Raw genomic sequence first — 20,293 nt, 5'->3', positions numbered from 1 at the left:
ATGGTTGCTCCAATGGTCGCGCGAGACCGTCAACGCATCGACAAGTGGCTGTTCTTCTCGCGCGCCGTGAAATCGCGCTCGCTGGGCGCCAAATTGGCGGTGGCCGGCCGGGTTCGCATCAATCGCGACAAAGCAGCGCAGGCATCCGACATGGTCAAGCCCGGCGATGTGCTGACCATCACGCTTGAGCGGCGCATCTTCATCTGGAAGGTGCTGAATACAGGCGTGCGACGCGGTCCCGCCGAGGAGGCGCGCACGCTCTACGAGGACATGTCGCCACCGCCCGCACCCAAGAACGAAAGCGTTCGCGATGCAATTCCCGCGCTGCGCGAGGCCGGCAGCGGTCGTCCGACGAAGAAGGAGCGTCGCCAGACGGACCGGCTGTTCGGCGAGGATTGAGCCATCACCGGCTCCCAATGCGGCAGCCATCTGGAATTCCATTCCGTAAACACCGATATCAGTCGCAATGGCCGCCCTTGCCAGCAGCCGGCAAAGGCGTTACCTCACGAAAAAAGCCCAGCAAAAATGGGACGTCCCGGAGCCGACCGATGACCTATGTCGTGACCGACAATTGCATCAAATGCAAGTACATGGACTGCATCGAGGTCTGTCCGGTAGACTGTTTCTACGAAGGCGAGAACATGCTCGTCATCCATCCGGACGAGTGCATCGATTGCGGCGTCTGCGAGCCGGAATGCCCTGCCGACGCAATCAAGCCCGACACCGAGTCCGGCCTCGACAAATGGCTGCAGATCAACACCGAATACGCCGAGAAATGGCCCAACATCACGGCCAAGAAGGAACCGCCGGCCGACGCCAAATCCTTCGATGGCGAGGCTGGCAAGTTCGAGAAGTACTTCTCGGCGGAGCCTGGCGAAGGCGACTGACGGCACGGCTGGTTTGCCCGGCATAACGCTACGTAAGAGGCACTACACATTAACTGCCTTGACAGCGCCGGTGTTGCATGACCTTCGCGAATGCAGCAAAACCTTGATTCTTCCGACTTTTTGTGTTACATCATAGAAACATGCCGGTGACACAACGTCGATTTATGGCGCAGAAGCCCCAAATCACTGAAAGGTGAATTTCTCAATCGGACCAGAGCAATCTGGGCCAGGCGGTCGCAATATGTGCGGTTTGCCGGTCCCGGCTTTTCCGATGGGTTCACCCGTTGTGCGGCTAACGATCGGCACCCCACCGGTCGCGCGAATTAGGCTGGCAGGACGCCGGCACCACAACAAGGAGTTCAGGGCGTAATGGCAACGATCACCCCGCAGAAGAAGTCCAGCGCGGCACGTCACGGTTTCAAGACCGGCGAGTTCATCGTCTATCCGGCGCATGGCGTTGGCCAGATCATCTCGATCGACGAGCAGGAAGTTGCCGGTCACAAGCTGGAACTGTTCGTCATCGACTTCTCGAAGGACAAGATGCGCCTGAAGGTTCCGGTCGCCAAGGCGACCTCCATCGGCATGCGCAAGCTGTCGGAAGAGGATTATGTCGAGCGCGCATTGAAGGTCGTCCAGGGCCGCGCCCGCGTCAAGCGCACCATGTGGTCGCGCCGCGCCCAGGAATATGATGCGAAGATCAATTCGGGCGACCTGATCTCGATCTCGGAAGTGGTGCGTGACCTCTACCGCGCCGACAACCAGCCGGAGCAGTCCTATTCCGAGCGCCAGCTCTATGAGGCGGCGCTGGATCGCATGGCCCGCGAGATCGCGGCCGTCAACCGGATGTCGGAAACCGAAGCGGTGCGCCTCATCGAGGTCAACCTCAACAAGGGCCCCAAGCGCGGCGCCAAGGCTGACAACGAGGAAGCCGAGCAGGAAGAAGCTGCCTGAGCTTTTCCGCCTTCAAGTTTAGAAAAACCCGGCCTCGCGCCGGGTTTTTTGTTTTTGGGAAAACAGGGCTGAAAGCGACGGCGCCGCCTACGCCTGGCCGCCACCTTCCTTATCCGCCTCCTGCTTCAGCGTCGCGATGAACCGCTTTGTTCGCTGATGCTCCGGATTGCCGAACAACACGGCGGCTGGCCCCTTCTCGACGACAACACCGGCGTCGAGAAAAACCACCTCTTGCGCGATCTTGGAGGCGAGGCGCAGGTCATGCGTCGCCATCACCATGGTCGTGCCTTCGCTGGCCAGTTTGCCAAGCACATCGACCACCTCCTGCGCCAGTTCCGGATCGAGCGCCGAGGTCGGCTCGTCGCACAGCAGAACTTTCGGCGACGGCGCCAGCGCCCGGGCAATGGCCACGCGCTGCTGCTGGCCACCCGACAGCGTCGCGGGCCAGGCGTCGGCCTTGTGTGCCATCCCGACCTTTTCCAACAGGGCGAGCGCCCGCTCTCGCGCCTTCTCCTGTGGCCATTTCAACACCGTCACCAAGCCTTCCATGACGTTCTCGATCGCGGTGCGGTGCGGAAACAGCTGGAAGTTCTGGAACACCATGCCGGTCTGCAGCCGCAGGCGCTGGATGTCCCTGGCCGGGACCTTGCCACCCGGGTGGAATTCGAGCGTCTCATCGCCGATACGCACAGTGCCGGAGGTCGGGATCTCCAAGAGGTTGATGCAACGCAGCAGCGTGCTCTTGCCGCCGCCAGAGGGGCCGACAAGCGCGGTGACGCTGCCTTCGTCGATGGTGACGCTCACGCCCTTCAGGACGAGATTGTCGCCAAAGCGCTTTTCGATGTTGGTGAGGCCGATCATGAGCGCGCCTCCAGGAAGCCGCCATAGCGGTTGAGCCGTGTTTCCAGCCGCGTCTGCAGAGCTGACAGCACCGAGCTCAGCGCCAGATAGAGGATCGCCGCCTCGACATAGAGGATCAGCGGCTCATAGGTGGTGGCGACGATGCGCTGCGCGGCCTGGAACATTTCCGGCACGGTGATGGCGGCGGCAAGCGACGTATCCTTGACCAGCGAGATGAAAGTGTTCGAAAGCGGCGGCACCGCGACGCGGCCGGCTTGCGGCAGGATGGTCCGCCGCATCGCCTGGCTCCAGGTCATGCCAATCGAATAGGCGGCTTCCCACTGTCCCTTCGGCACCGAGCCGATCGCCGCGCGGATGATCTCCGACGTGTAGGCGCCGATGTTGAGCGTGAAGCCGATCAAGGCCGCTGTAAAGGCGTCGAGAAGGATGCCGGCCGACGGCAGGCCGTAGAAGATCAGGAACAGCTGCACCAGCAGCGGCGTGCCGCGAAAGATCCAGACATAGAAGCGCACAAGCGCGACCAGCGGCTTGGCGCCGAACAACCGGGCGAGCGCCGCACCCAGGCCGACAGTCAAGCCAAGGGCGAAGGACAGCAGGGTCAACGGCACGGTGAAGATGAGTGCGGCCCACAGCAGCGAAGGCAGCGACTCCAGCATCAATTGCAGCCAGTGCGGCACGAAAAACCCCTCCATCCGGTCAAGCCGGCATCATCGAAGCGCGAATGCCGGGGCATATCACGACAAAAGCGGCGGGCCGTCAAAGACGGCTCGCCGCTAGGCATGTTGCATGGGCCGGCGATCGGCCCATCCTGGTGAAAGTTATTTCGATACGTCCTGGCCGAAATAGGTATCGGCGATCTTCCGGTAGGTACCGTCGGCCTTGATGTCGGCCAGCGCCTTGTTGATCGCCGCGACCAGTTCCGGATCACCCTTGCGCACGATGACGCCGGAATAGTCAGCGTTTTCCTCTTGCGCGGCGATCTTCACATTGGCGTCGGGCTTGTGCTTCTTGAAGTCAAGGAAGGACAGGCTGTCATTGATGGTGGCGTCGGCGCGGCCGGTCAAAAGCAGCTGGATCGATTGGTCGAAGCCATCGGTGCCGACGAGTTCAGCGCCGTTCGTCTCGGCCAGCTTGCCGAAATTCGATGTCAGCGACTGCGCCGACTTCTTGCCCTTGAGATCGGCAAAGCCCTTGATGTCGGTATTGTCGCCACGCACGATCAGCACCGCCTTGGAGGCGATGTAGGGGTCGGAGAAGTCGTACTTGGCCTTGCGCGCGTCGGTGATGCCGACCTCGTTGATGACGGCGTCGTAACGGTTGGCGTCGAGGCCAGCGATCAGCCCGTCCCATTTGCCTTCGAGGAACTGCGGCTTGACACCGAGCTTGTCGGCGATCGCCTTGGCGATTTCGACATCGAAACCGACCAGCGCGCCGGAAGCATCATGATAGGTGAAGGGCGCGTAGGTGCCTTCCGTGCCGATCTTGATGGTGCCTGCCTGCTTGATCTGATCGAGATTGGCGCCGGCATGTCCGGCGGCGACGGCCAGAACCTGCAGGGCTCCGGCGACAACGAGCGATTTAAGCCATTTCATTTTTCTGTGATCCCGTCCTTGGCCGTTGTGCGGCGCATTGTGAGATTTGGAAAATGGCACATGCTTGCAAACAAAATAAGGAACAAGATTCCGAATAGCATCGCGTTCTGAAATCAAATTCTCCGAAACGTATCGATTGGCACCAATCACCTCCTTTGCGGAGCGCCAGGAACGGCGCAATCCACATGGTGAGCGCAGCGGAACCATTCTCCGGCGTGACACGTTTCTCGGCTGTTGTCGGGCACGGCGTAATCATTTCAACCACCCCGCCGTCCGAACGCCCGAAAAAGGGAGCATGGCATGATACAGGACACGGCAGGGCGGACCATGGTCCGCGCGGCGATGAAGGCTCCCTATCTCGAACGTGACCAGGAGCACATCCTCGCTTTGCGCTGGAAGGAAGACAACGACCAGAACGCGCTGCACAGCATCACCGTCGCGCATATGCGGCTGGTCATCTCCATGGCGTCGAAGTTCCGGCACTACGGCCTGCCGCTAGGCGACTTGATCCAGGAGGGTCATGTCGGTTTGCTGGAAGCCGCGGCCCGTTTCGAGCCTGAGCGTGAAGTTCGGTTTTCGACCTACGCGACATGGTGGATCCGCGCCGCGATGCAGGACTACATCCTGCGCAACTGGTCGATCGTGCGCGGCGGCACCAGTTCGGCGCAGAAAGCGCTGTTCTTCAATTTGCGGCGCCTGCGTGCCCGCCTCGCCAACGGCACCGAGCCGCTCTCAAACGCCACGCTCTATCATGAGGTGTCGGTTGCGCTGGGCGTCTCGGAAGCCGATGTGGCAATGATGGATTCACGCCTCTCGGCGCCCGACAGTTCGCTCAATGCACCGCTGGCTGATGATTCAGGCGCAACGGAACGCATGGACTTCCTGGTTTCGGACGATCCGCTGCCCGACGAGGTCGCCGGCGACACGATCGATGTCGAGCGCCGTTCGCTTTGGCTGAAGACCGCGCTCGGTGCCCTGAACGCCCGCGAGCTCAGGATCATCGAAGACCGCCGGCTGAGTGAAGAAGGCGCGACGCTTGAAGCGCTAGGCGAGACGCTTGGCATCTCCAAGGAACGTGTCCGTCAGATCGAGGCACGCGCCATGGAGAAGCTCAAGGTCGCGCTGGTCAGGCAGAACCCCGAATTCATGGCCGCCTGATCCCATCAGCACAAGAGCAGTTGCTATTTGTCGGTGACGATCTTCACCTTGTCGCCGGCCGAGACCGCGGCGCCGGGCGACAGTGCATTGAGCACACGGAACAGGTCGAGCTTGCGATCGACGCCGACCATCTGCGCCGCAAGCGTGCCCATGGTCTGCCCCGGCTGCACCGTCAGCACGCGAATATGCAGCGGCTTCAGCGCCGCCTTTTCCGCGGCACTCAGGATACGGAAGCTGCCGCTGACCGAACGCGCGACGCTGTCCAGGTTTGTGCTGGCCGAAGGTGCCGCCGTCAGCAGCCGGTAGACCTGTCCACCCGCCCGGATCACCGCGATATCGAACTGCCAGCCCTCGGCACCCGCATGCGCGGTCGCCGCTTCATTGCCGTTGATCGTCTCCTGCTTGACGCTGCTGTCGACGAGGCCGGCAACCCAGCCGCTGCGGATATAGTCGGTCAGCGGACGGTTCTTGTCGATCGAGACGCCGTCGAAACGGATCGCCGTGTCGCCGGGGCCGGTCGCCGTCACAGCCGCTGCCGAATTGTCGATGACGAAGCCTTCGGGCACCGAGAAGGACACGCCAAGTCCCGGATGCAGGAAGGTTTCGCCACGCACATAGCCTTCCTCGGGCGTGTCGCCGTAAAGCAGGCCGTCTATGCCGGCCAGGAAAGAATCGCGATCGCGCGTGCCAAAGCCGGGCGCGCCGAACTGGCGGGCATGGCGCTGCGCCAGATCGATGCGCTGCGGCGTGTTGGGGTGAGTTGCCAGGAAGTCGAGGCTGGGGTCGGTGGCGCCGCTGATCGAGCGAAAGTCTGTATAGGCCGACATCGACTGCAGGAAGCGGCCGGCGGCATAAGGGTCGTAGCCGGCCTCGCCGATCGACTTGATACCGATGGCGTCGGCCTCCAGCTCCTGGTTGCGCGAGAACTGGGCAAGCCTGAGCTTGCCGCGGATAAGCGCCGCCTTGGCGGTCGGGCTGTCGCCGAGCACGTCGGAGACGACCTTGGTCGCCAGGCCCTCCTCGGCCTCGAGCTGCTGGCGCTGCAGGCCGTGATTGGCGGTGACATGGCCCATTTCATGCGCGATGACTGCGGCCAGCTCCGAAGAATCATTGGCCAGCGCCAGCAGGCCGCGCGTGATGTAGAGATAGCCGCCTGGCAGCGCGAAGGCGTTGACGTTGGGCGAATTCAGGATGGTGATGCGATAGGTCTGGGTCGGGTTTGCCGACACGACGGTCAAATTGCCGACGACCTTGGCAACCATGCGTTCGAGCTTCGGGTCGGAGTATTCGCCGCCATAAGTGGCAAGAATGCGCGGATGCTGCGCCTTGGCCATTTCGGCGAGCTTGCTGTTGGCGGCAACATTGTCGACCGTGATCGGCTTGTCGGAAGGCTGGAAGCCGGATTCCTGGACTGCCGGAGGCGTGAACATCTGGCAGCTTGCCAGCGCCACGGCAAAGCCGGCTAGCGCGAAGAAGCGCGCCAGCGGATTCATCCGGACTCTATGCGTGCGGGTCGACAGAACCGCTTCCTTCCAGGTCTTGGCCCATGATCTCGAAACCTCGTGGAGATCACGCGCAAAATCAACATGTTGCAACGTCTTCTGGCGTCCGGGATGACGCACGGCGTGCAGGCAAATCACGACCGTGCCAGACCTATACAGGGTGGACCTAGCCACACTACCCTGATCATGGCAAGCAAGCGCCGCATCGCCTTGGGCCGGTTTGACCGTAAATTATGTCCGCTTCCGGGCAACATCTCGTGATCCGGCGCCAATCGGACCTGCCCCGATATAGCGCTGGAAGACCTCCGGGCCAGCCCCGGCGAAGAAATCAGCCGCCGCACCCGTCGCGGCAACCGAACCATTGTCCAGGAATACCACATTCTGGCCGATCCGGCGCGCGTCTTCTGGCTGGTGCGTGACGAACAGCACCGTCATCGGCCGGTCGGCATGCACACCGGCCACCAGATCGAGCATGTCGTCTCGCATGGCCGGGCCAAGCGAGGCAAAAGGCTCATCCAGGAGAAGCACCGGACGGTCGCGCACCAGGACACGGGCGAGCGCGACACGCTGACGCTCGCCGCCGGAGAGTTCGCGCGGCAATCGCTTCTCCTTTCCGGCCAGGCCGGTGCGTTCGATCGCCCCGGCAATCACAACGCGGTCCGCATCGCTCAGCCGCAGCGACGGCGAACGGCCTAGTCCGACATTCTGCTCCACGGAAAGATGGGCAAAGAGGTTGTTCTCCTGGAACACCATGGACACCGGTCGTGCCGAGGGCAGCTCCGCGCTGACATCGATCCCGCCGATCAGCACGCGGCCGGAGCGCGGCGTTTCGAAACCAGCGACCAGATTGAGCAGGGTCGATTTTCCAGAGCCGCTCGGGCCCATGATGGCGGTGATCCTGGAGGCGGCAAAACCGACATCGAAGCTCAAGGGCGTTTGGCCATAGCTGAACGAGACATGCTCCAACCGCACGGCGGTGCCGTCTTCGATCCTCTCGTTGGCTTTGGCGAGCATCATGATTTCCCTCCCCTCCCCAGCCGGTCGGAGGCCAGGACAAGCGCCAGGCAGACAAGACCAAGCAGCAACGCCAGGCCGGCGGCGTCCTCCGTCCGGTAGCTACCCATGCGCGCCAGGAGCAGATAGGGCAATGTCTGCACGGAGTCGCTGCCGAACAACGCGATGACGCCGAGATCCCCAAGCGACAGGGCCATGGCGAAGGCGAAGGCCGTCGCGAGCGGCCGCCGCAACGACGGCCAGTCAATCAGTATCAGCCGGTTCCAGCCTGAAATGCCGAGCTGTGCGCAAAGCCGTTCGTGGCGCTCGCTCGCCGCGTCATAGGCGGGGCGAACGGCGCGGATGGCGAAGGGCATCGCCATCACCGCGTTGACGGTGACGACCATGATCGGTGCGACGGCGAAGACATCGCTGACATTGCGCAGAGCCAGGAACCAGCCGGCGCCAATGACGATCGGAGGCACGACAAGGACGAAACCGGCGCCAGTGTCGGTGGCATGTTCGAGCAACGTCCTCGAGCCCGCGCCCCGGTTCAGGGCCAGCGCCCGGCGCGCCATGATCAGCGCCAGCGACAGCATCACCGAAAGCAGCGCCGACAGGAAGGCGAGCACGGCACTGGTCAGCGTCGCCTGCCGCACAGCAGCCTCGCCGGCCAACCGGCCGAGATCGGCGCCAAGCCCGGCCATCACCGTCGCCACCATCGGCCCAGCGACGAATAGCAGTGCGGCAACAACCAGCAAGGCATTGAGCCAGCTCTCTCCCTTGCCCACCGAAAGATAGCGGCGCGACGCCACCGGCAGATTAGCGTCGCCAGTTACATTGACGCCGAGTCGCGCCAGGGCCAGCACCACGACAAAGGTCAGCGCGATCTGCAGCGCGGTCAGCGCCACGGCCCCAGCGGGATCGAAATCGAAACGCAGCGCCTGATAGATCGCGACTTCCAGCGTCGTTGCGCGCGGACCGCCACCCAGTGTCAGCACGATGGTGAAGGACGTTATGCAGAGCATGAAGACGAGCCCGGCGACGCCCGGAATGGCCGCGCGCAGCCTTGGCCACTCGATCAACCGAAAAGCCGGCCTGGCACCCATGCCGAGCTGGCTCGCCAGCCGCCACTGGTCGGCCGGCACCGTCTGCAGCGCTTCGAGAAACAGCCTCACGCAGAGCGGCAGGTTGAAGAAGACATGCGCAACCAGGATGCCAGCCAAACCATAGATGCCCGGCCAGCTGCCATTGCCGATCACCGTGAACACGCCGGCGAAATAGCCGGCGCGACCGTACAGCGCCAGAATGCCGAGCGCGGCGACGATGGCCGGCAGCGCCAACGGCACGGCGAACAGCTGCAGGATGAAGCTTCGTCCGAAGAACCGCGGATGCCGCGACAGGGCGCGGGCGACGAACAGCGCCGGCACGACCGAAAGCAGCGTCGACAGGACCGCTTGCCACAGGGTGAAGCGCACGACGCGGAAGAGATAGGGATCGAAGGCTGCCCAGGCGCCTGAAAGGTCGCGAGCGCCTTCGAAAAGCAGACCAGCAATCGCGCCACCGATCAGTAGCGCGATTGCCGCGAGCGACAATGCCGGCGGCGACGCGGGGATCAGCGGGATGACGCGTCCGCATCTCGCGCTACCCAACACCGGGATGGGTATTGATCAATTGAAATACCTGGCCAGGGCCGAGCCCACCCCCCTCTGTCCTGCCGGACATCTCCCCCTCAAGGGGGGAGATTACGCACTCGGTCGCTTTCGCCAATCTCCAATGCTGCTGGACTTGGCGAGGCGCCGAAGCCGCTGATCTCCCCCCTTGAGGGGGAGATGGTCGGCAGACCAGAGGGGGGTGCCTTGGCGCAAACATCCGACGCGGCTCGAGCCCTATTTGCTCATCACCGCCAGCCATTCGTCGACCCAGGCCTTGCGGTTGGCGGCGACCTCTTCAGGGCTGAACAGCAACGTCTTGGTCGGCTTGACCAGTTTGTCGAAGGCTGGGTTGAGCGGTGCATCGGTCTTGCCGGCGGGGAACATCCAGTTGGTCTCGGGGATGACATCCTGGAATTTCGGCCCAGTCATGAAAGCCATGAACTTTTCCGCCAACGGGTTTTTCGCGCCGGTGGTGGTGATGCCGGCAACCTCGATCTGCAGGTACTCGCCCTCCTCGAAGGAGGCCGCCTGATAGCGTTCGGTCTTCTCGGCAACCATGTGATAGGCCGGCGACGTCGTGTAGGACAACACCATCGGCGCCTCGCCCTTGGTGAACAGGCCATAGGCCTCGCTCCAGCCGGGCGTGACGGTCAGCACCTTCGCCTTGAGCTTGGCCCAGGCTTCAGGCGCCTTGTCGCCGTAGACAGATTTCACCCATAGCAACAGGCCAAGGCCGGGTGTCGAGGTGCGCGGATCCTGGATGACGATCTTGTCGTCGGCACTGCCTTCGACCAATTCCTTCAGGCTCTTCGGCGGTGTCTTCAGCTTCTCGGTGTCATAGACAACGGCGAAATAGCCGTAGTCGAACGGTACGAACGTATCGTCACTCCAGCCGCCGGGCACGTTGACGTTCGAAACCGGGCCATGCGGGGCAAACAGGCCGGTGGCCTTGGCCTCGGCGGTCAGATTGGTGTCAAGGCCAAGCACAATGTCGGCCTTGGTCGAAGCGCCTTCCAGCTTGACGCGGTTGAGCAGCGCGACGCCGTCGGCGACCGAGACGAAGTCGACATCGCAGCCGCATTCGGCCTCGAATTCCTTCTTCACCACCGGGCCCGGCCCCCAGTCCGCGGTGAAGCTCTCATAGGTGTAGACGGTGAGCTTGTCCTTGGCCAAGGCCGGCCCGGACAGGATCACAACAGTGGCTGAGACAAGAGAGTAGAAAAGCGTGCGCATCGGCGCCTCCTTCGTTCGAATTGAAAGGAATTGAGGCGTCGGACTGTCCGAAACGTCTAATCCCTCCGCCGGTACAAACCGGATCAGGTTCAGCGGGTTGGCAAGATTGCCTCTCAGCCGGTCCGCGAAGATCGCGTCCGGCACCCCGTTAGAGCGTTTCGACACATAGGCCCGGTCGATGAACCACGCAAGTGGGAGTTTGCCGCCTTCCGTTTCCCGTGCCGGGCTGGTAAGGGCGACGCACATGAGCACATTCACCATCCTGCTTGGCGGCGACCTCATCCGCACGCCACGGCTCGACCGCCAGGTCGAGGGTTCGCGTGTCATCGCCGCCGATGCCGGCATCGGCCATGCGCGGGTGTTGGGGCTTGTCCCCGAACTGTGGGTGGGTGATTTCGATTCCGTACCGGCCAATCTGCCCGATGATCTCGCCGCCGTGCCCCGTCGCACTTTCCCTGCGGAGAAGGACAAGACCGATGGTGAGTTGGCCATCGCCGCAGCACTCGAACGCGGCGCGACCACTCTCATTCTGGCCGGCGCATTCGGCGGCAAGCGCGCTGATCACGCCTTCCTGCATCTGTCGCTCGGTCTGCGGCTGGCCGAAGCCGGGATGAAAGTGATCTTGACCAGTGGCGCGCAAGAAGGCATTCCCCTGCTGCCGGGGAAAGCCTTCTTCGACTACGCCGACGCCACGCTGTTTTCCGTTCTTGGTTTCTCGGATCTCTCCGGCCTCACCGTCAAAGGCGCCAAATGGCCGCTCGATCATGTCGAGGTAGCATTCGGCTCCTCGCTGACCATTTCCAACGAGGTCAAGGGCCGGCTCGAAATCGCCCTGGGTAGCGGTCGCGCGCTGCTGCTCGCCCATCCCCATCCACTACCTGAAAGCTGATATGGCCCCGCCGCTTCTCAACCTCGACGGCATAAAACTGACCTTCGGTGGTACGCCGCTTCTCGACGGCGCCGCATTGGCGGCTTCTTCCGGCGACAAGATCGCGCTCGTCGGCCGCAATGGCTCGGGCAAGTCAACGCTGCTGAAGATCGCGGCCGGCCTGATCGAGCCGCAGGACGGCGAAGTCTTCCGCCAACCCTCCGCGACTGTCCGCTATCTGCCGCAAATGCCCGACATGGATGGCTTCACCAACGTACGCGCTTATGTCGAGGCGGGGCTCGGACCCGCCGACGATCCCTACCGCGCCACCTACCTGATGGAGCATCTCGGCCTTTCCGGCGAGGAGCGGCCGAACGACCTCTCGGGCGGCGAAGCGCGGCGCGCGGCACTTGCCCGAGTGATGGCGCCCGAGCCCGACATTCTGCTGCTCGATGAGCCGACTAACCATCTCGATCTGTCGGTGATCGAGTGGCTGGAAGAAGAGCTCGTCCGCACCTCCTCCGCACTCATCGTCATTTCGCACGACCGCCGCTTCCTCGAGCGCGTCTCGCGCGCCACCGTCTGGCTCGATCGTGGCCAGACCCGCAGGCTGGACAAGGGTTTTGGCCATTTCGAGGAATGGCGCGACCTAGTGCTGGAAGAAGAAGAGCGTGAACAGCACAAGCTCGGCCGCCAGATCGTGCGCGAAGAGCACTGGCTGCGCTACGGCGTGACGGCGCGGCGCAAGCGCAACATGAGAAGGCTGGGCGAGTTGCAGACCATGCGCCAGCGCTTTCGTGGCCATCGTGGCGCCGAAGGTTCGGCCACCATGGTGGCCAGCGACGCCACCGAATCCGGCAAGCTGGTGATCGAGGCCAAGAACATCGAGAAGAGCTTTGGCGACCTCACCGTGGTCAAGGAGTTCTCAACCCGCATCCAGCGTGGCGACCGCATCGGCCTGGTTGGACCCAACGGCGCCGGCAAGACGACGCTCCTGAAGATGCTGACCGGAGAAATGAAGCCGGATGCCGGTTCGGTGCGGCTCGGCACCAATCTGGAGATCGCCACGCTCGACCAGAAGCGCGAAGCGGTCGACCCGGCCGAAACGCTGGCGCAATATCTCACCGACGGGCGCGGCGACAACCTGGTCATCAATGGCGAGCAGCGCCACGTCGTCTCGTACATGAAGGACTTCCTGTTCAAGCCCGAGCAGGCGCGCACGCCGGTGCGCGAACTTTCGGGCGGCGAGCGGGCGCGGCTGCTGCTGGCCCGCGTCCTGGCGCGGCCGGCAAACCTTCTGGTGCTCGATGAGCCGACTAACGACCTCGATATGGAAACGCTGGAACTGCTGCAGGAACTGGTCGCCGGTTTCGCCGGAACCGTCATTCTGGTCAGCCACGACCGCGATTTCCTCGACCGCACCGTCACCAGCATCATCGCACCGGATGGCGGCGGCCGCTGGATCGAATATGCCGGCGGCTATTCGGACATGCTGGCGCAACGCGGCGGCACCCGGCTCGACGACCGCAAGTCGCGGGCGAAGGCCGACAATGGCGAACCCGCGGCCGTAGGCAAGGCCGATGCATCGACCCCGAAGGGTCCCGCGAAAAAGCTGTCGTTCAAGCAGAAATTCGCGCTGGAATCGCTGCCCAAGAAGATCGAGGCGGTGACCGCTTCGATCTCGCGGCTGGAGAACAACATCGCCGACCCCGCCTATTACGAGCGCGATCCGGCTTCGTTCCAGAAGACCATCGCGGCCCTCGACAAGGAGCGCTCCACATTGGCGGCGTTCGAAGAGGAATGGCTGAAACTGGAGATGTTGCGCGAAGAGATGGAGGGGTGAGGAGCGTTTGGCCGTAGGCCAGTCGATCGACAACGATTTGTCGATTGAAGCGACGAACGACGAAAGCCAGGTTCGCCTTCAGGCGAATTCAAAGGTCCACTGGACCTTTGCAAGGACTTGAACGCCCGAAGGGCTGAGAGCCATGGCCGGAGAACCGGACTCACCCGCAATCGGCCTACTTGATTGTTGCCCCGATACGAGAGTGCGCATACATTATGCGCATGTTGCGGAGGCTATAATGCGCAAAATTGCCTTGAATGCGATCCGTCGCCCAGCAAACCTGTCGATCGACTCGAACCTCATGAGGGAAGCCAAGGGGCTTGACGTGAATGTGTCGCGCGCTGCGGAAGCCGGCATAGCGGAAGCAGTGGCAGCTGAAAAAACGCGGTTATGGAAGCTAGAGAATCGGGCCACGATGGATGCGTGGAACGAGTATGTCGAAAAACATGGCATCCCACTGGAAGACTCGCGGCAGTTCTGATGGCACGCTTCGATGTCTTCGCGGGGCGCATTGAAGGCAGCTATTTGCTCGACGTTCAATCCGAACTGCTCGATAATTTCAAGACAAGGGTGGTCGTTCCGCTTCTGCCGGTCGCAGCGGTGCCGCCGCCAATGCGAAAACTCCATCCCATTTTCGAAGTCAACGGTCGAAAGCTGGTCATGGCCACCCATCTGATCGCAACTGTTGCGGCCAGCGAACTGGGTGATAGTCGACTGAACCTGACGAAGCACCATGACGACATCGTCGCTGCGCTCGACATGCTGTTCCAGGGTTTCTGAACAGCGGCGACAGCTGAGCGAGACGCTCGTCCTCAGCCCGCCGTCTTCGCTTGCCAGGCCTTGATCGCCTCATCAAACACTTTCTCGCCGGGGATGCCCTTCTCCATGGTCAGCAAGGCCCGTCGTCCGGTCTTGTAGACGACCGGCACGTCGATCCAGTCCTGCCCGCGCAGCAAGGTCATGTTGGCGTCTTCATCCGCCTTGGTGTCGTTGAGCGCGACGAGGAAGAAACCATCGGCGATCTTGGCCGGAATACCGATCAGCGGGCTGCCGGCGTCCTGTTCCGAGCTCTTCATGGCAACGCGCAGGATGTTGTCGACGCCGCCGCCTTCAAAACCTTCGGGCGTCAGGAAGATCATCTCGATGATATGGCTGGCCGGCAGCGTCCGGTCGGTGTTGCGGCGAATGGTCATGCGCAGCTGGATATCCTTGCCGGGAATGGTTGCCTCGGCGCGGATCGCCGGTTCCGGCGGAAGGTCACCGCCAGGTGATTCCTGGACCAGGGACCAAACGATACTGCCGGGCTCGGCGGAACCTTGCGAGGTGCTGGTGCGCTCCTCGTAGAAGATCGCCTTCTGGCCGACGGCCACTGTCGGCTCGGCAGCCGCCGGTGTCGGCGTGGTGCCTGCTGGTGCCGGCGTGGCACCTGCTGGCGCTGCCGGTGTGGCGACGGCGGCCGGCGCGGCGGGAGCGGTTCCATTGGCCGGCGGCGTTGCCGGAGCCGCACCCGGTGCGGGCGGGGTTGCGGCGGCCGCGGGAGCGTTCGCCGCGGGCGTGGCGGCGGCCTGTGCATCGCCGGCAGGCGGCGTGATTGTCGGATGGGCTGGCGGCGGCGTGGTCAGCGCGGCGACGGATTCGCCCTCGCCAATGCCGCTTTGCCCACCGGCCGGACCGGGATCGGTTTCGCTGCCCTGGGGCGTCAGGCGCTGGGTGAACTTGGTTGCCCCGGCGGCGTCCGTCGTGCCGGTCGCGGGAGCCGTTGGCGATGCGGCGGCGTTGGCCGCGGGGTTGGCAGGAGCGGCCTTCAGGGGCTCGGTCTTGACGACCTTGCTGTCACCCGAACCGAACATCTTGCCGAACGCACCCTTGTTCAGCCAGATGCCATAGGCGCCGCCGATGACGGCCAACGCGACCACGGCGGCGATCAGCCCGCCGTAGCTGCGCTTGCGTCGAGCCGGGCGCAGGCGCTCGAACGTATCGGCCGCCGGCCTTTCGTCATTGGCGAAAATGTCGGCCTTCTCGTCCGGCTCGCCTTCGTCCATCCCCGGAAGGGTGGCATCGTCGCGATCCGGCGCGGCACGATCAGGAAAGGAAGGAGCCGTTGATGACCTCTGCCAGCTTGGCTCCACCCGAGCGGCGGGAGGCGTCGGCTTCGCAGCATAGGGCGCTGCCGGACGGACGGTTTCAGGCCTTGCGGGTTCACGCCTTGCGGGCTCAGGCCTTACCGGCTCAGGTCTGGCGGATTGAGGTCTGGCAGGCTCGGGCCTGGGGGGCTGCGGAGTGGAAAGCGGCTGCCGGACGTGGCTCGACTGGTTCTTGTTGCGGTCGATGGACGAAAAGATGTTTTCCAGTTCCGCCAGCGGGTCGGTCTCCGGCACGCTCTTGGCATAGTCCCGCTCGACACTGACAATGGCGTCTTCCAGCGCGCGCTTTTGCGTGGTTATGGCTTCGGTGGCCAGTGGCGGCGACCTTTCCGCAAGCTTCTTCGCCAGCATGGCGCGAACGCTACCATAGATGCGCGTACGCTTTTCGGGCGTCTCGTCGCCGTGCCTGTCGAGCGCCGTTTTCAGAATAGCAACGAAATCCGCCATGCTTCAGTCGACCTGTATTTTTGCTTCAGCGCCGGCCCTCGCAAATCAGCCGCAGCGCCCGGAAAGGCTTCAGAAACTAGTCTTGAAACGGATCGGTCACAAGTATCGTGTCGTCCCGTTCGGGGCTGGTGGAGAGCAGTGCGACCGGCGCGCCGATCAACTCCTCGATATAACGGACATACTTGACCGCCTGGGCCGGCAGGTCGTTCCAGCTGCGCGCGCCGGCGGTGGTGCCTTTCCATCCCTCCAGCGTCTCGTAGACCGGCTCGACACGCGCCTGCGCGCCTTGGCTCGCCGGCAGATAGTCGATCATCTCGCCATCAAGACGGTAGCCGGTGCAGACCTTGATCTCGTCCAGCCCGTCCAGCACGTCGAGCTTGGTCAGCGCGATTCCCTTGATGCCGTTGACGGCGACGGCCTGGCGCACCAGCACGGCGTCGAACCAGCCGCAGCGGCGCTTGCGCCCTGTGACGACACCGAATTCGTGGCCGCGCGTGCCGAGGAATTCGCCGATCTCGTTCTTCTGCTCGGTCGGGAAAGGACCTTCGCCGACGCGCGTCGTGTAGGCCTTGGTGATGCCGAGCACATAGCCGATGGTTCCCGGACCGACGCCGGAACCGGCGGCCGCCTGTCCGGCGACCGTGTTGGACGAGGTGACAAAGGGATAGGTGCCGTGGTCGATGTCGAGCAACGTGCCCTGCGCGCCTTCGAACAGGATGCGCTCGCCAGCCCGGCGCTTGTCATCGAGGATCTTCCAGACCCGGTCCATATAGGGCAGGATCTCATGCGCGACCGAGGTCAGCTCCAGCATGATCGCCTCATGCGTGACCTCGGCATGTCCAAGCCCCCGACGCAACGCATTGTGGTGCGTCAGCAGCCTGTCGACCTTCAAGGGCAATGTTTCCAAATCCGCCAAATCCATCACCCTGACGGCGCGCCGGCCCACCTTGTCTTCATAGGCGGGGCCGATGCCGCGGCGGGTCGTGCCAATCTTTGTTCCGGAATTGGAGGCCGCGTCTTCGCGGAAGCCGTCCAGTTCCCGGTGCAGTGACAGGATAAGCGCGGTGTTTTCGGCTATTTTCAGGCGATCCGGCGTCACTTCGACACCTTGTCCCTTCAGCTTCGCCACTTCGGCGACGAAAGCGTGCGGGTCGAAAACGACGCCGTTGCCGATGATCGACAGCTTGCCCTGGCGCACGACGCCCGACGGCAGCAGCGACAGCTTGTAGACCTTGCCGTCGACAACCAGCGTGTGGCCGGCATTGTGGCCACCCTGGAAGCGCACCACGACATCGGCGCGCTCCGACAGCCAATCGACGATCTTGCCCTTGCCTTCGTCACCCCACTGCGAGCCGACGACCACCACATTGGCCATGATTATTTCCCTTGAGATGCCGCACCGCGGCTGGAAGACTGTTCAAAACGACAGGCCTCTATAGCGTCAAGCCCCGACGAGCGCGACCATTCTTTGCCGCTGAAAACGCCCCGAGGCACAACAATTTTCGGCTTTGACATCATTTACTTGTCCAACCCGTGGCAATAGGCGGCAATATCCGCGGCCGCACCTCCCCGCGGCTGGAATTTTCCGATGCATCGAAGCGCCTACATCTTCCTGCTGCTCACCACCTTGCTGTGGGGCGGGAACTCCGTGGCCGGCAAGCTCGCGGTCGGTCATGTCTCGCCGATGACGCTTGTCTTCCTGCGCTGGGTGCTGGCCGTGCTGATCATGCTGCCGATCGGCTGGCGATCGATGCGAGAGGACTGGCCGGTGGTGCGCAAGCACTGGATCGTCCTGGCCGCCCTGGGCGCCAGCGGCTTCACCTTGTTCAACACGATCTTCTACACCGCCCTCAACTACACGACGGCGATCAACGTCTCGATCGAGCAGGCAGCGATACCGATCCTGATCATGACAGCCAATTTCGTCTTCTTCCGCTTGCGCGTGAACTGGGCGCAGATTGCCGGCGTCGTGCTGACCATCGTCGGCGTCATCCTGACCGCCTGCCACGGCGACCCGCGTCGGCTGCTGACGCTCGAACTCAATTTCGGCGACGCCATCATGCTGGTCGCCGTGTTCCTCTATAGCGGCTACTCGGTTGGACTGCGGCTGAAGCCGGTGATGCGCTGGCAGAGCCTGATGCTGGCGCTGTCGATTGCCGCACTTGTCACCTCGCTGCCATTCTTCCTCTGGGAGATAGCTGCCGGCAAGGTCATCGTGCCCGACGCGCATGGCTGGACGGTCATTGTCTATACCGCGATAGGCGCTTCGGTCATCTCGCAGATGTTCTATATCCGGGGCAACGAGTTGATCGGCGCCAACCGCGCCGGCCTGTTCATCAATCTGGTGCCGATCTTCGGCACGCTGCTTTCGGTGCTGATCGTCGGCGAGACATTCCAGATCTATCAGGCTCTCGCGCTGGTACTCGTTCTGGGCGGCATCGGGCTTGCCGAGTATAGCGGCCGCAAGGCGGCAAGCCCGCCTTCAGTCCGGACACGCTGAACAACAAAAAGGCGCGGACCAAGCCGCGCCTTTCGATCTTTTACCGCGGACCCGGATCACATCGCGCTGACGTCGAACTGCAGCCGCTTGGCCGAGTCGATCGACTTGTGGGCCTTGACCTGCTCCAGCACCTTTTCCGGGAATGGCGCGTCGAGATAGAGCAGCGCGATGGCGTCGCCGCCGGGCCTGTTACGACCAAGCTGGAAGTTGGCGATGTTGACGCCATTCTCACCACACACCGTGCCGAGCAGGCCGATGATGCCCGGCGCGTCGGCATTGGTTGTGTAGAGCATGTGCTGGCCGACCTCCGCGTCGAGATTGATGCCCTTGATCTGGATGAAGCGCGGCTTGCCGTCGGAGAAGCAGGTGCCGGCGATCGACCGCGTCATATGCTCTGTCTTGACCGTGAGCTTGATGTAGCCGTCGAACACGCCGGACTTGTCGCGCTTGACCTCGGCGACGATGATGCCGCGCTCCTTCACCATGATCGGCGCCGACACCATGTTGACATCGGCGACCTGCGGCCGGATCAGCCCGGCAAGCGCGGCGCTGATCAGCGCGCGCGTGTTCATTGTCGTGGTCGAGCCGTCAAACAGGATCTCGACCTCGTTGATCGGATCCTCGGTGACCTGGCCGACAAAGGCGCCGAGCACTTCGGCCAGCTTGACGAACGGCTTCAGCCGCGGTGCTTCTTCCGCCGTGATCGACGGCATGTTGATGGCGTTGGAGACCGCGCCCTTGATCAGATAGTCGGCCATCTGCTCGGCGACCTGCAATGCGACGTTCTCCTGCGCTTCCGCCGTCGAGGCGCCGAGATGCGGTGTCGCCACCACGTTCTCCATGCCGAACAGGGCGTTCTGTTCGGCCGGCTCGACCTCGAACACGTCGATGCCGGCGCCCGCCACCTTGCCGCTCTTCAGCCCCGCGATCAGGTCCGCCTCGACGATCAGCCCGCCACGCGCGCAGTTGATGATGCGCACGCCAGTCTTCATCTTGGCGATTGCCCCGGCATCGATGATGTTGCGCGTCTTGTCGGTCAGCGGCGTGTGCAGCGTGATGAAGTCCGCGCGGGCAAAGAGTTCCTCCAATTCCACCTTGTCGACGCCGAGTTCCTCGGCGCGCTTGTCCGACAGGAACGGATCGAAGGCGATGACATGCATCTTGAGACCGACGCCGCGCGTGGCGACGATCGAGCCGATATTGCCGCAGCCGATGACGCCCAGCGTCTTGCCGGTGATCTCGACACCCATGAAGCGGTTCTTTTCCCATTTGCCGGCATGGGTCGAGGCATTGGCTTCAGGGATCTGGCGGGCGAGTGCAAAGATCATCGCCACCGCATGCTCGGCTGTCGTGATCGAATTGCCGAAAGGCGTGTTCATCACGATGATACCCTTGCGGCTGGCCGCCGGGATGTCGACATTGTCGACGCCGATGCCGGCGCGGCCGATGACCTTGAGATTGGTGGCGGCGTTGATCAGCTTCTCGGTGACCTTGGTCGCCGAGCGGATGGCGAGGCCATCATACTGGCCGATCACTTCGAGCAGCTTCTCCTTGTCCTTGCCGAGATCGGGCAGGTAGTCGACCTCGACGCCGCGATCCTTGAAGATCTGCACGGCGGTGGGAGAGAGTTTGTCTGAGACGAGAACACGGGGCGCCATG

The 20,293-nt window shown here is 63.1% G+C and carries 18 protein-coding genes, 1 pseudogene and 1 riboswitch; of the genes and pseudogenes, 9 read left to right on the top strand and 10 right to left on the bottom strand.

Annotation, left to right across the window (positions count from 1 at the left end; genetic code table 11):
• The first annotated feature begins 12 nt into the window (after nt 1-12).
• From LGH82_RS22280 to LGH82_RS22270, 3 genes are all read left to right on the top strand, one after another.
• A complete protein-coding gene (locus LGH82_RS22280) occupies nt 13-399 on the top strand; it encodes an RNA-binding S4 domain-containing protein (RefSeq protein WP_227344796.1) in 387 nt (128 codons plus the stop codon).
• Between the two features lie 149 nt (nt 400-548).
• A complete protein-coding gene (gene fdxA / locus LGH82_RS22275) occupies nt 549-887 on the top strand; it encodes a ferredoxin FdxA (protein WP_095089463.1) in 339 nt (112 codons plus the stop codon).
• 369 nt (nt 888-1,256) lie between these two features.
• Nucleotides 1,257-1,838 carry a CarD family transcriptional regulator gene (locus LGH82_RS22270; RefSeq protein ID WP_227344795.1) on the top strand — a complete coding sequence of 194 codons (582 nt, stop codon included), beginning with the start codon at nt 1,257-1,259 and terminating at the stop codon, nt 1,836-1,838.
• 87 nt (nt 1,839-1,925) lie between these two features.
• On the opposite strand, the gene LGH82_RS22265 is transcribed toward LGH82_RS22270, so the two are convergent.
• From LGH82_RS22265 to LGH82_RS22255, 3 genes are all read right to left on the bottom strand, one after another.
• Nucleotides 1,926-2,699, bottom strand: coding sequence for an amino acid ABC transporter ATP-binding protein (locus LGH82_RS22265; RefSeq protein WP_227344794.1), 774 nt, complete (start codon nt 2,697-2,699; stop codon nt 1,926-1,928).
• A complete protein-coding gene (locus tag LGH82_RS22260; protein WP_227344793.1) occupies nt 2,696-3,376 on the bottom strand; it encodes an amino acid ABC transporter permease in 681 nt (226 codons plus the stop codon). Before LGH82_RS22260 ends, LGH82_RS22265 begins: the two co-directional genes overlap by 4 nt.
• Nucleotides 3,377-3,517: 141 nt before the next feature.
• Nucleotides 3,518-4,291 (bottom strand): amino acid ABC transporter substrate-binding protein, encoded by a 774-nt coding sequence (locus LGH82_RS22255; protein WP_227344791.1) that lies wholly within the window; start codon nt 4,289-4,291, stop codon nt 3,518-3,520.
• A 300-nt stretch (nt 4,292-4,591) separates the two neighbouring features.
• On the opposite strand from LGH82_RS22255, the gene LGH82_RS22250 reads away from it, so the two are divergent.
• Entirely contained in the window at nt 4,592-5,449 is an 858-nt protein-coding gene (locus LGH82_RS22250; RefSeq protein ID WP_227344789.1) for an RNA polymerase factor sigma-32, read from the top strand.
• Nucleotides 5,450-5,472: 23 nt separating this feature from the next.
• Here LGH82_RS22250 and LGH82_RS22245 read toward each other — a convergent pair whose 3' ends face one another.
• The 4 genes and pseudogenes from LGH82_RS22245 to thiB all read right to left on the bottom strand — a co-directional run bounded on the left by LGH82_RS22245 (nt 5,473) and on the right by thiB (nt 10,832).
• Nucleotides 5,473-6,942, bottom strand: a complete 1,470-nt coding sequence (locus tag LGH82_RS22245) for a M48 family metalloprotease (protein ID WP_227349659.1) — start codon at nt 6,940-6,942, stop codon at nt 5,473-5,475.
• Nucleotides 6,943-7,182: 240 nt separating this feature from the next.
• A complete protein-coding gene (gene thiQ, locus LGH82_RS22240) occupies nt 7,183-7,968 on the bottom strand; it encodes a thiamine ABC transporter ATP-binding protein (RefSeq protein ID WP_413771379.1) in 786 nt (261 codons plus the stop codon).
• Nucleotides 7,965-9,582, bottom strand: a pseudogene (gene thiP, locus LGH82_RS22235) (thiamine/thiamine pyrophosphate ABC transporter permease). Before thiP ends, thiQ begins: the two are co-directional and overlap by 4 nt.
• Nucleotides 9,583-9,833: 251 nt before the next feature.
• On the bottom strand, nt 9,834-10,832 hold the full coding sequence (thiB, locus tag LGH82_RS22230; protein ID WP_227344786.1) for a thiamine ABC transporter substrate binding subunit: 999 nt from the start codon (nt 10,830-10,832) through the stop codon (nt 9,834-9,836).
• A 43-nt stretch (nt 10,833-10,875) separates the two neighbouring features.
• Nucleotides 10,876-10,990, bottom strand: a riboswitch (TPP riboswitch).
• Nucleotides 10,991-11,076: 86 nt separating this feature from the next.
• On the opposite strand from thiB, the gene LGH82_RS22225 reads away from it, so the two are divergent.
• The 4 genes from LGH82_RS22225 (at nt 11,077) to LGH82_RS22210 (ending at nt 14,323) form a co-directional block, all read left to right on the top strand.
• Nucleotides 11,077-11,721 (top strand): thiamine diphosphokinase, encoded by a 645-nt coding sequence (locus tag LGH82_RS22225; protein ID WP_227344785.1) that lies wholly within the window; start codon nt 11,077-11,079, stop codon nt 11,719-11,721.
• A 1-nt stretch (nt 11,722) separates the two neighbouring features.
• Nucleotides 11,723-13,543, top strand: coding sequence for an ABC-F family ATP-binding cassette domain-containing protein (locus LGH82_RS22220; RefSeq protein ID WP_227344783.1), 1,821 nt, complete (start codon nt 11,723-11,725; stop codon nt 13,541-13,543).
• A 238-nt stretch (nt 13,544-13,781) separates the two neighbouring features.
• A complete protein-coding gene (locus tag LGH82_RS22215) occupies nt 13,782-14,024 on the top strand; it encodes a type II toxin-antitoxin system CcdA family antitoxin (protein ID WP_227344782.1) in 243 nt (80 codons plus the stop codon).
• Nucleotides 14,024-14,323: a CcdB family protein gene (locus tag LGH82_RS22210; protein ID WP_227344779.1), complete on the top strand. Its 300-nt coding sequence runs from the start codon at nt 14,024-14,026 to the stop codon at nt 14,321-14,323. The genes LGH82_RS22215 and LGH82_RS22210 overlap by 1 nt, the downstream gene beginning before the upstream one ends.
• A 32-nt stretch (nt 14,324-14,355) precedes the next feature.
• On the opposite strand, the gene LGH82_RS22205 is transcribed toward LGH82_RS22210, so the two are convergent.
• Together LGH82_RS22205 and LGH82_RS22200 are read right to left on the bottom strand one after the other, a co-directional pair.
• A complete protein-coding gene (locus LGH82_RS22205) occupies nt 14,356-16,134 on the bottom strand; it encodes a hypothetical protein (RefSeq protein ID WP_227344777.1) in 1,779 nt (592 codons plus the stop codon).
• Between the two features lie 76 nt (nt 16,135-16,210).
• On the bottom strand, nt 16,211-17,509 hold the full coding sequence (locus tag LGH82_RS22200) for an adenylosuccinate synthase (protein WP_227344776.1): 1,299 nt from the start codon (nt 17,507-17,509) through the stop codon (nt 16,211-16,213).
• A 213-nt stretch (nt 17,510-17,722) separates the two neighbouring features.
• Between LGH82_RS22200 and LGH82_RS22195 the strand changes: the two genes are divergently transcribed.
• A complete protein-coding gene (locus tag LGH82_RS22195; protein ID WP_227344775.1) occupies nt 17,723-18,634 on the top strand; it encodes a DMT family transporter in 912 nt (303 codons plus the stop codon).
• Between the two features lie 56 nt (nt 18,635-18,690).
• Here the strand turns inward: LGH82_RS22195 and serA are convergent, their stop codons facing one another.
• A complete protein-coding gene (gene serA, locus LGH82_RS22190) occupies nt 18,691-20,292 on the bottom strand; it encodes a phosphoglycerate dehydrogenase (protein WP_227344774.1) in 1,602 nt (533 codons plus the stop codon).
• Nucleotide 20,293 lies beyond the last annotated feature (1 nt).

The organism is Mesorhizobium sp. PAMC28654 (assembly GCF_020616515.1).
Lineage (GTDB): Bacteria > Pseudomonadota > Alphaproteobacteria > Rhizobiales > Rhizobiaceae > Mesorhizobium.
This window is presented reverse-complemented; position numbering and strand designations above follow the sequence as displayed.

What these genes read in the sequence shown, in the direction of transcription:
- LGH82_RS22280 (WP_227344796.1), top strand. Translation starts at nt 13, where the DNA reads ATGGTCGCGCGAGACCGTCAACGCATCGACAAGTGGCTGTTCTTCTCG.
- fdxA (WP_095089463.1), top strand. Translation starts at nt 549, where the DNA reads ATGACCTATGTCGTGACCGACAATTGCATCAAATGCAAGTACATGGAC.
- LGH82_RS22270 (WP_227344795.1), top strand. Translation starts at nt 1,257, where the DNA reads ATGGCAACGATCACCCCGCAGAAGAAGTCCAGCGCGGCACGTCACGGT.
- LGH82_RS22265 (WP_227344794.1), bottom strand. Translation starts at nt 2,699, where the DNA reads ATGATCGGCCTCACCAACATCGAAAAGCGCTTTGGCGACAATCTCGTC.
- LGH82_RS22255 (WP_227344791.1), bottom strand. Translation starts at nt 4,291, where the DNA reads ATGAAATGGCTTAAATCGCTCGTTGTCGCCGGAGCCCTGCAGGTTCTG.
- LGH82_RS22250 (WP_227344789.1), top strand. Translation starts at nt 4,592, where the DNA reads ATGATACAGGACACGGCAGGGCGGACCATGGTCCGCGCGGCGATGAAG.
- LGH82_RS22245 (WP_227349659.1), bottom strand. Translation starts at nt 6,942, where the DNA reads ATGAATCCGCTGGCGCGCTTCTTCGCGCTAGCCGGCTTTGCCGTGGCG.
- thiQ (WP_413771379.1), bottom strand. Translation starts at nt 7,968, where the DNA reads ATGATGCTCGCCAAAGCCAACGAGAGGATCGAAGACGGCACCGCCGTG.
- thiB (WP_227344786.1), bottom strand. Translation starts at nt 10,832, where the DNA reads ATGCGCACGCTTTTCTACTCTCTTGTCTCAGCCACTGTTGTGATCCTG.
- LGH82_RS22225 (WP_227344785.1), top strand. Translation starts at nt 11,077, where the DNA reads ATGAGCACATTCACCATCCTGCTTGGCGGCGACCTCATCCGCACGCCA.
- LGH82_RS22220 (WP_227344783.1), top strand. Translation starts at nt 11,723, where the DNA reads ATGGCCCCGCCGCTTCTCAACCTCGACGGCATAAAACTGACCTTCGGT.
- LGH82_RS22215 (WP_227344782.1), top strand. Translation starts at nt 13,782, where the DNA reads ATGCGCAAAATTGCCTTGAATGCGATCCGTCGCCCAGCAAACCTGTCG.
- LGH82_RS22210 (WP_227344779.1), top strand. Translation starts at nt 14,024, where the DNA reads ATGGCACGCTTCGATGTCTTCGCGGGGCGCATTGAAGGCAGCTATTTG.
- LGH82_RS22205 (WP_227344777.1), bottom strand. Translation starts at nt 16,134, where the DNA reads ATGGCGGATTTCGTTGCTATTCTGAAAACGGCGCTCGACAGGCACGGC.
- LGH82_RS22200 (WP_227344776.1), bottom strand. Translation starts at nt 17,509, where the DNA reads ATGGCCAATGTGGTGGTCGTCGGCTCGCAGTGGGGTGACGAAGGCAAG.
- LGH82_RS22195 (WP_227344775.1), top strand. Translation starts at nt 17,723, where the DNA reads ATGCATCGAAGCGCCTACATCTTCCTGCTGCTCACCACCTTGCTGTGG.
- serA (WP_227344774.1), bottom strand. Translation starts at nt 20,292, where the DNA reads ATGGCGCCCCGTGTTCTCGTCTCAGACAAACTCTCTCCCACCGCCGTG.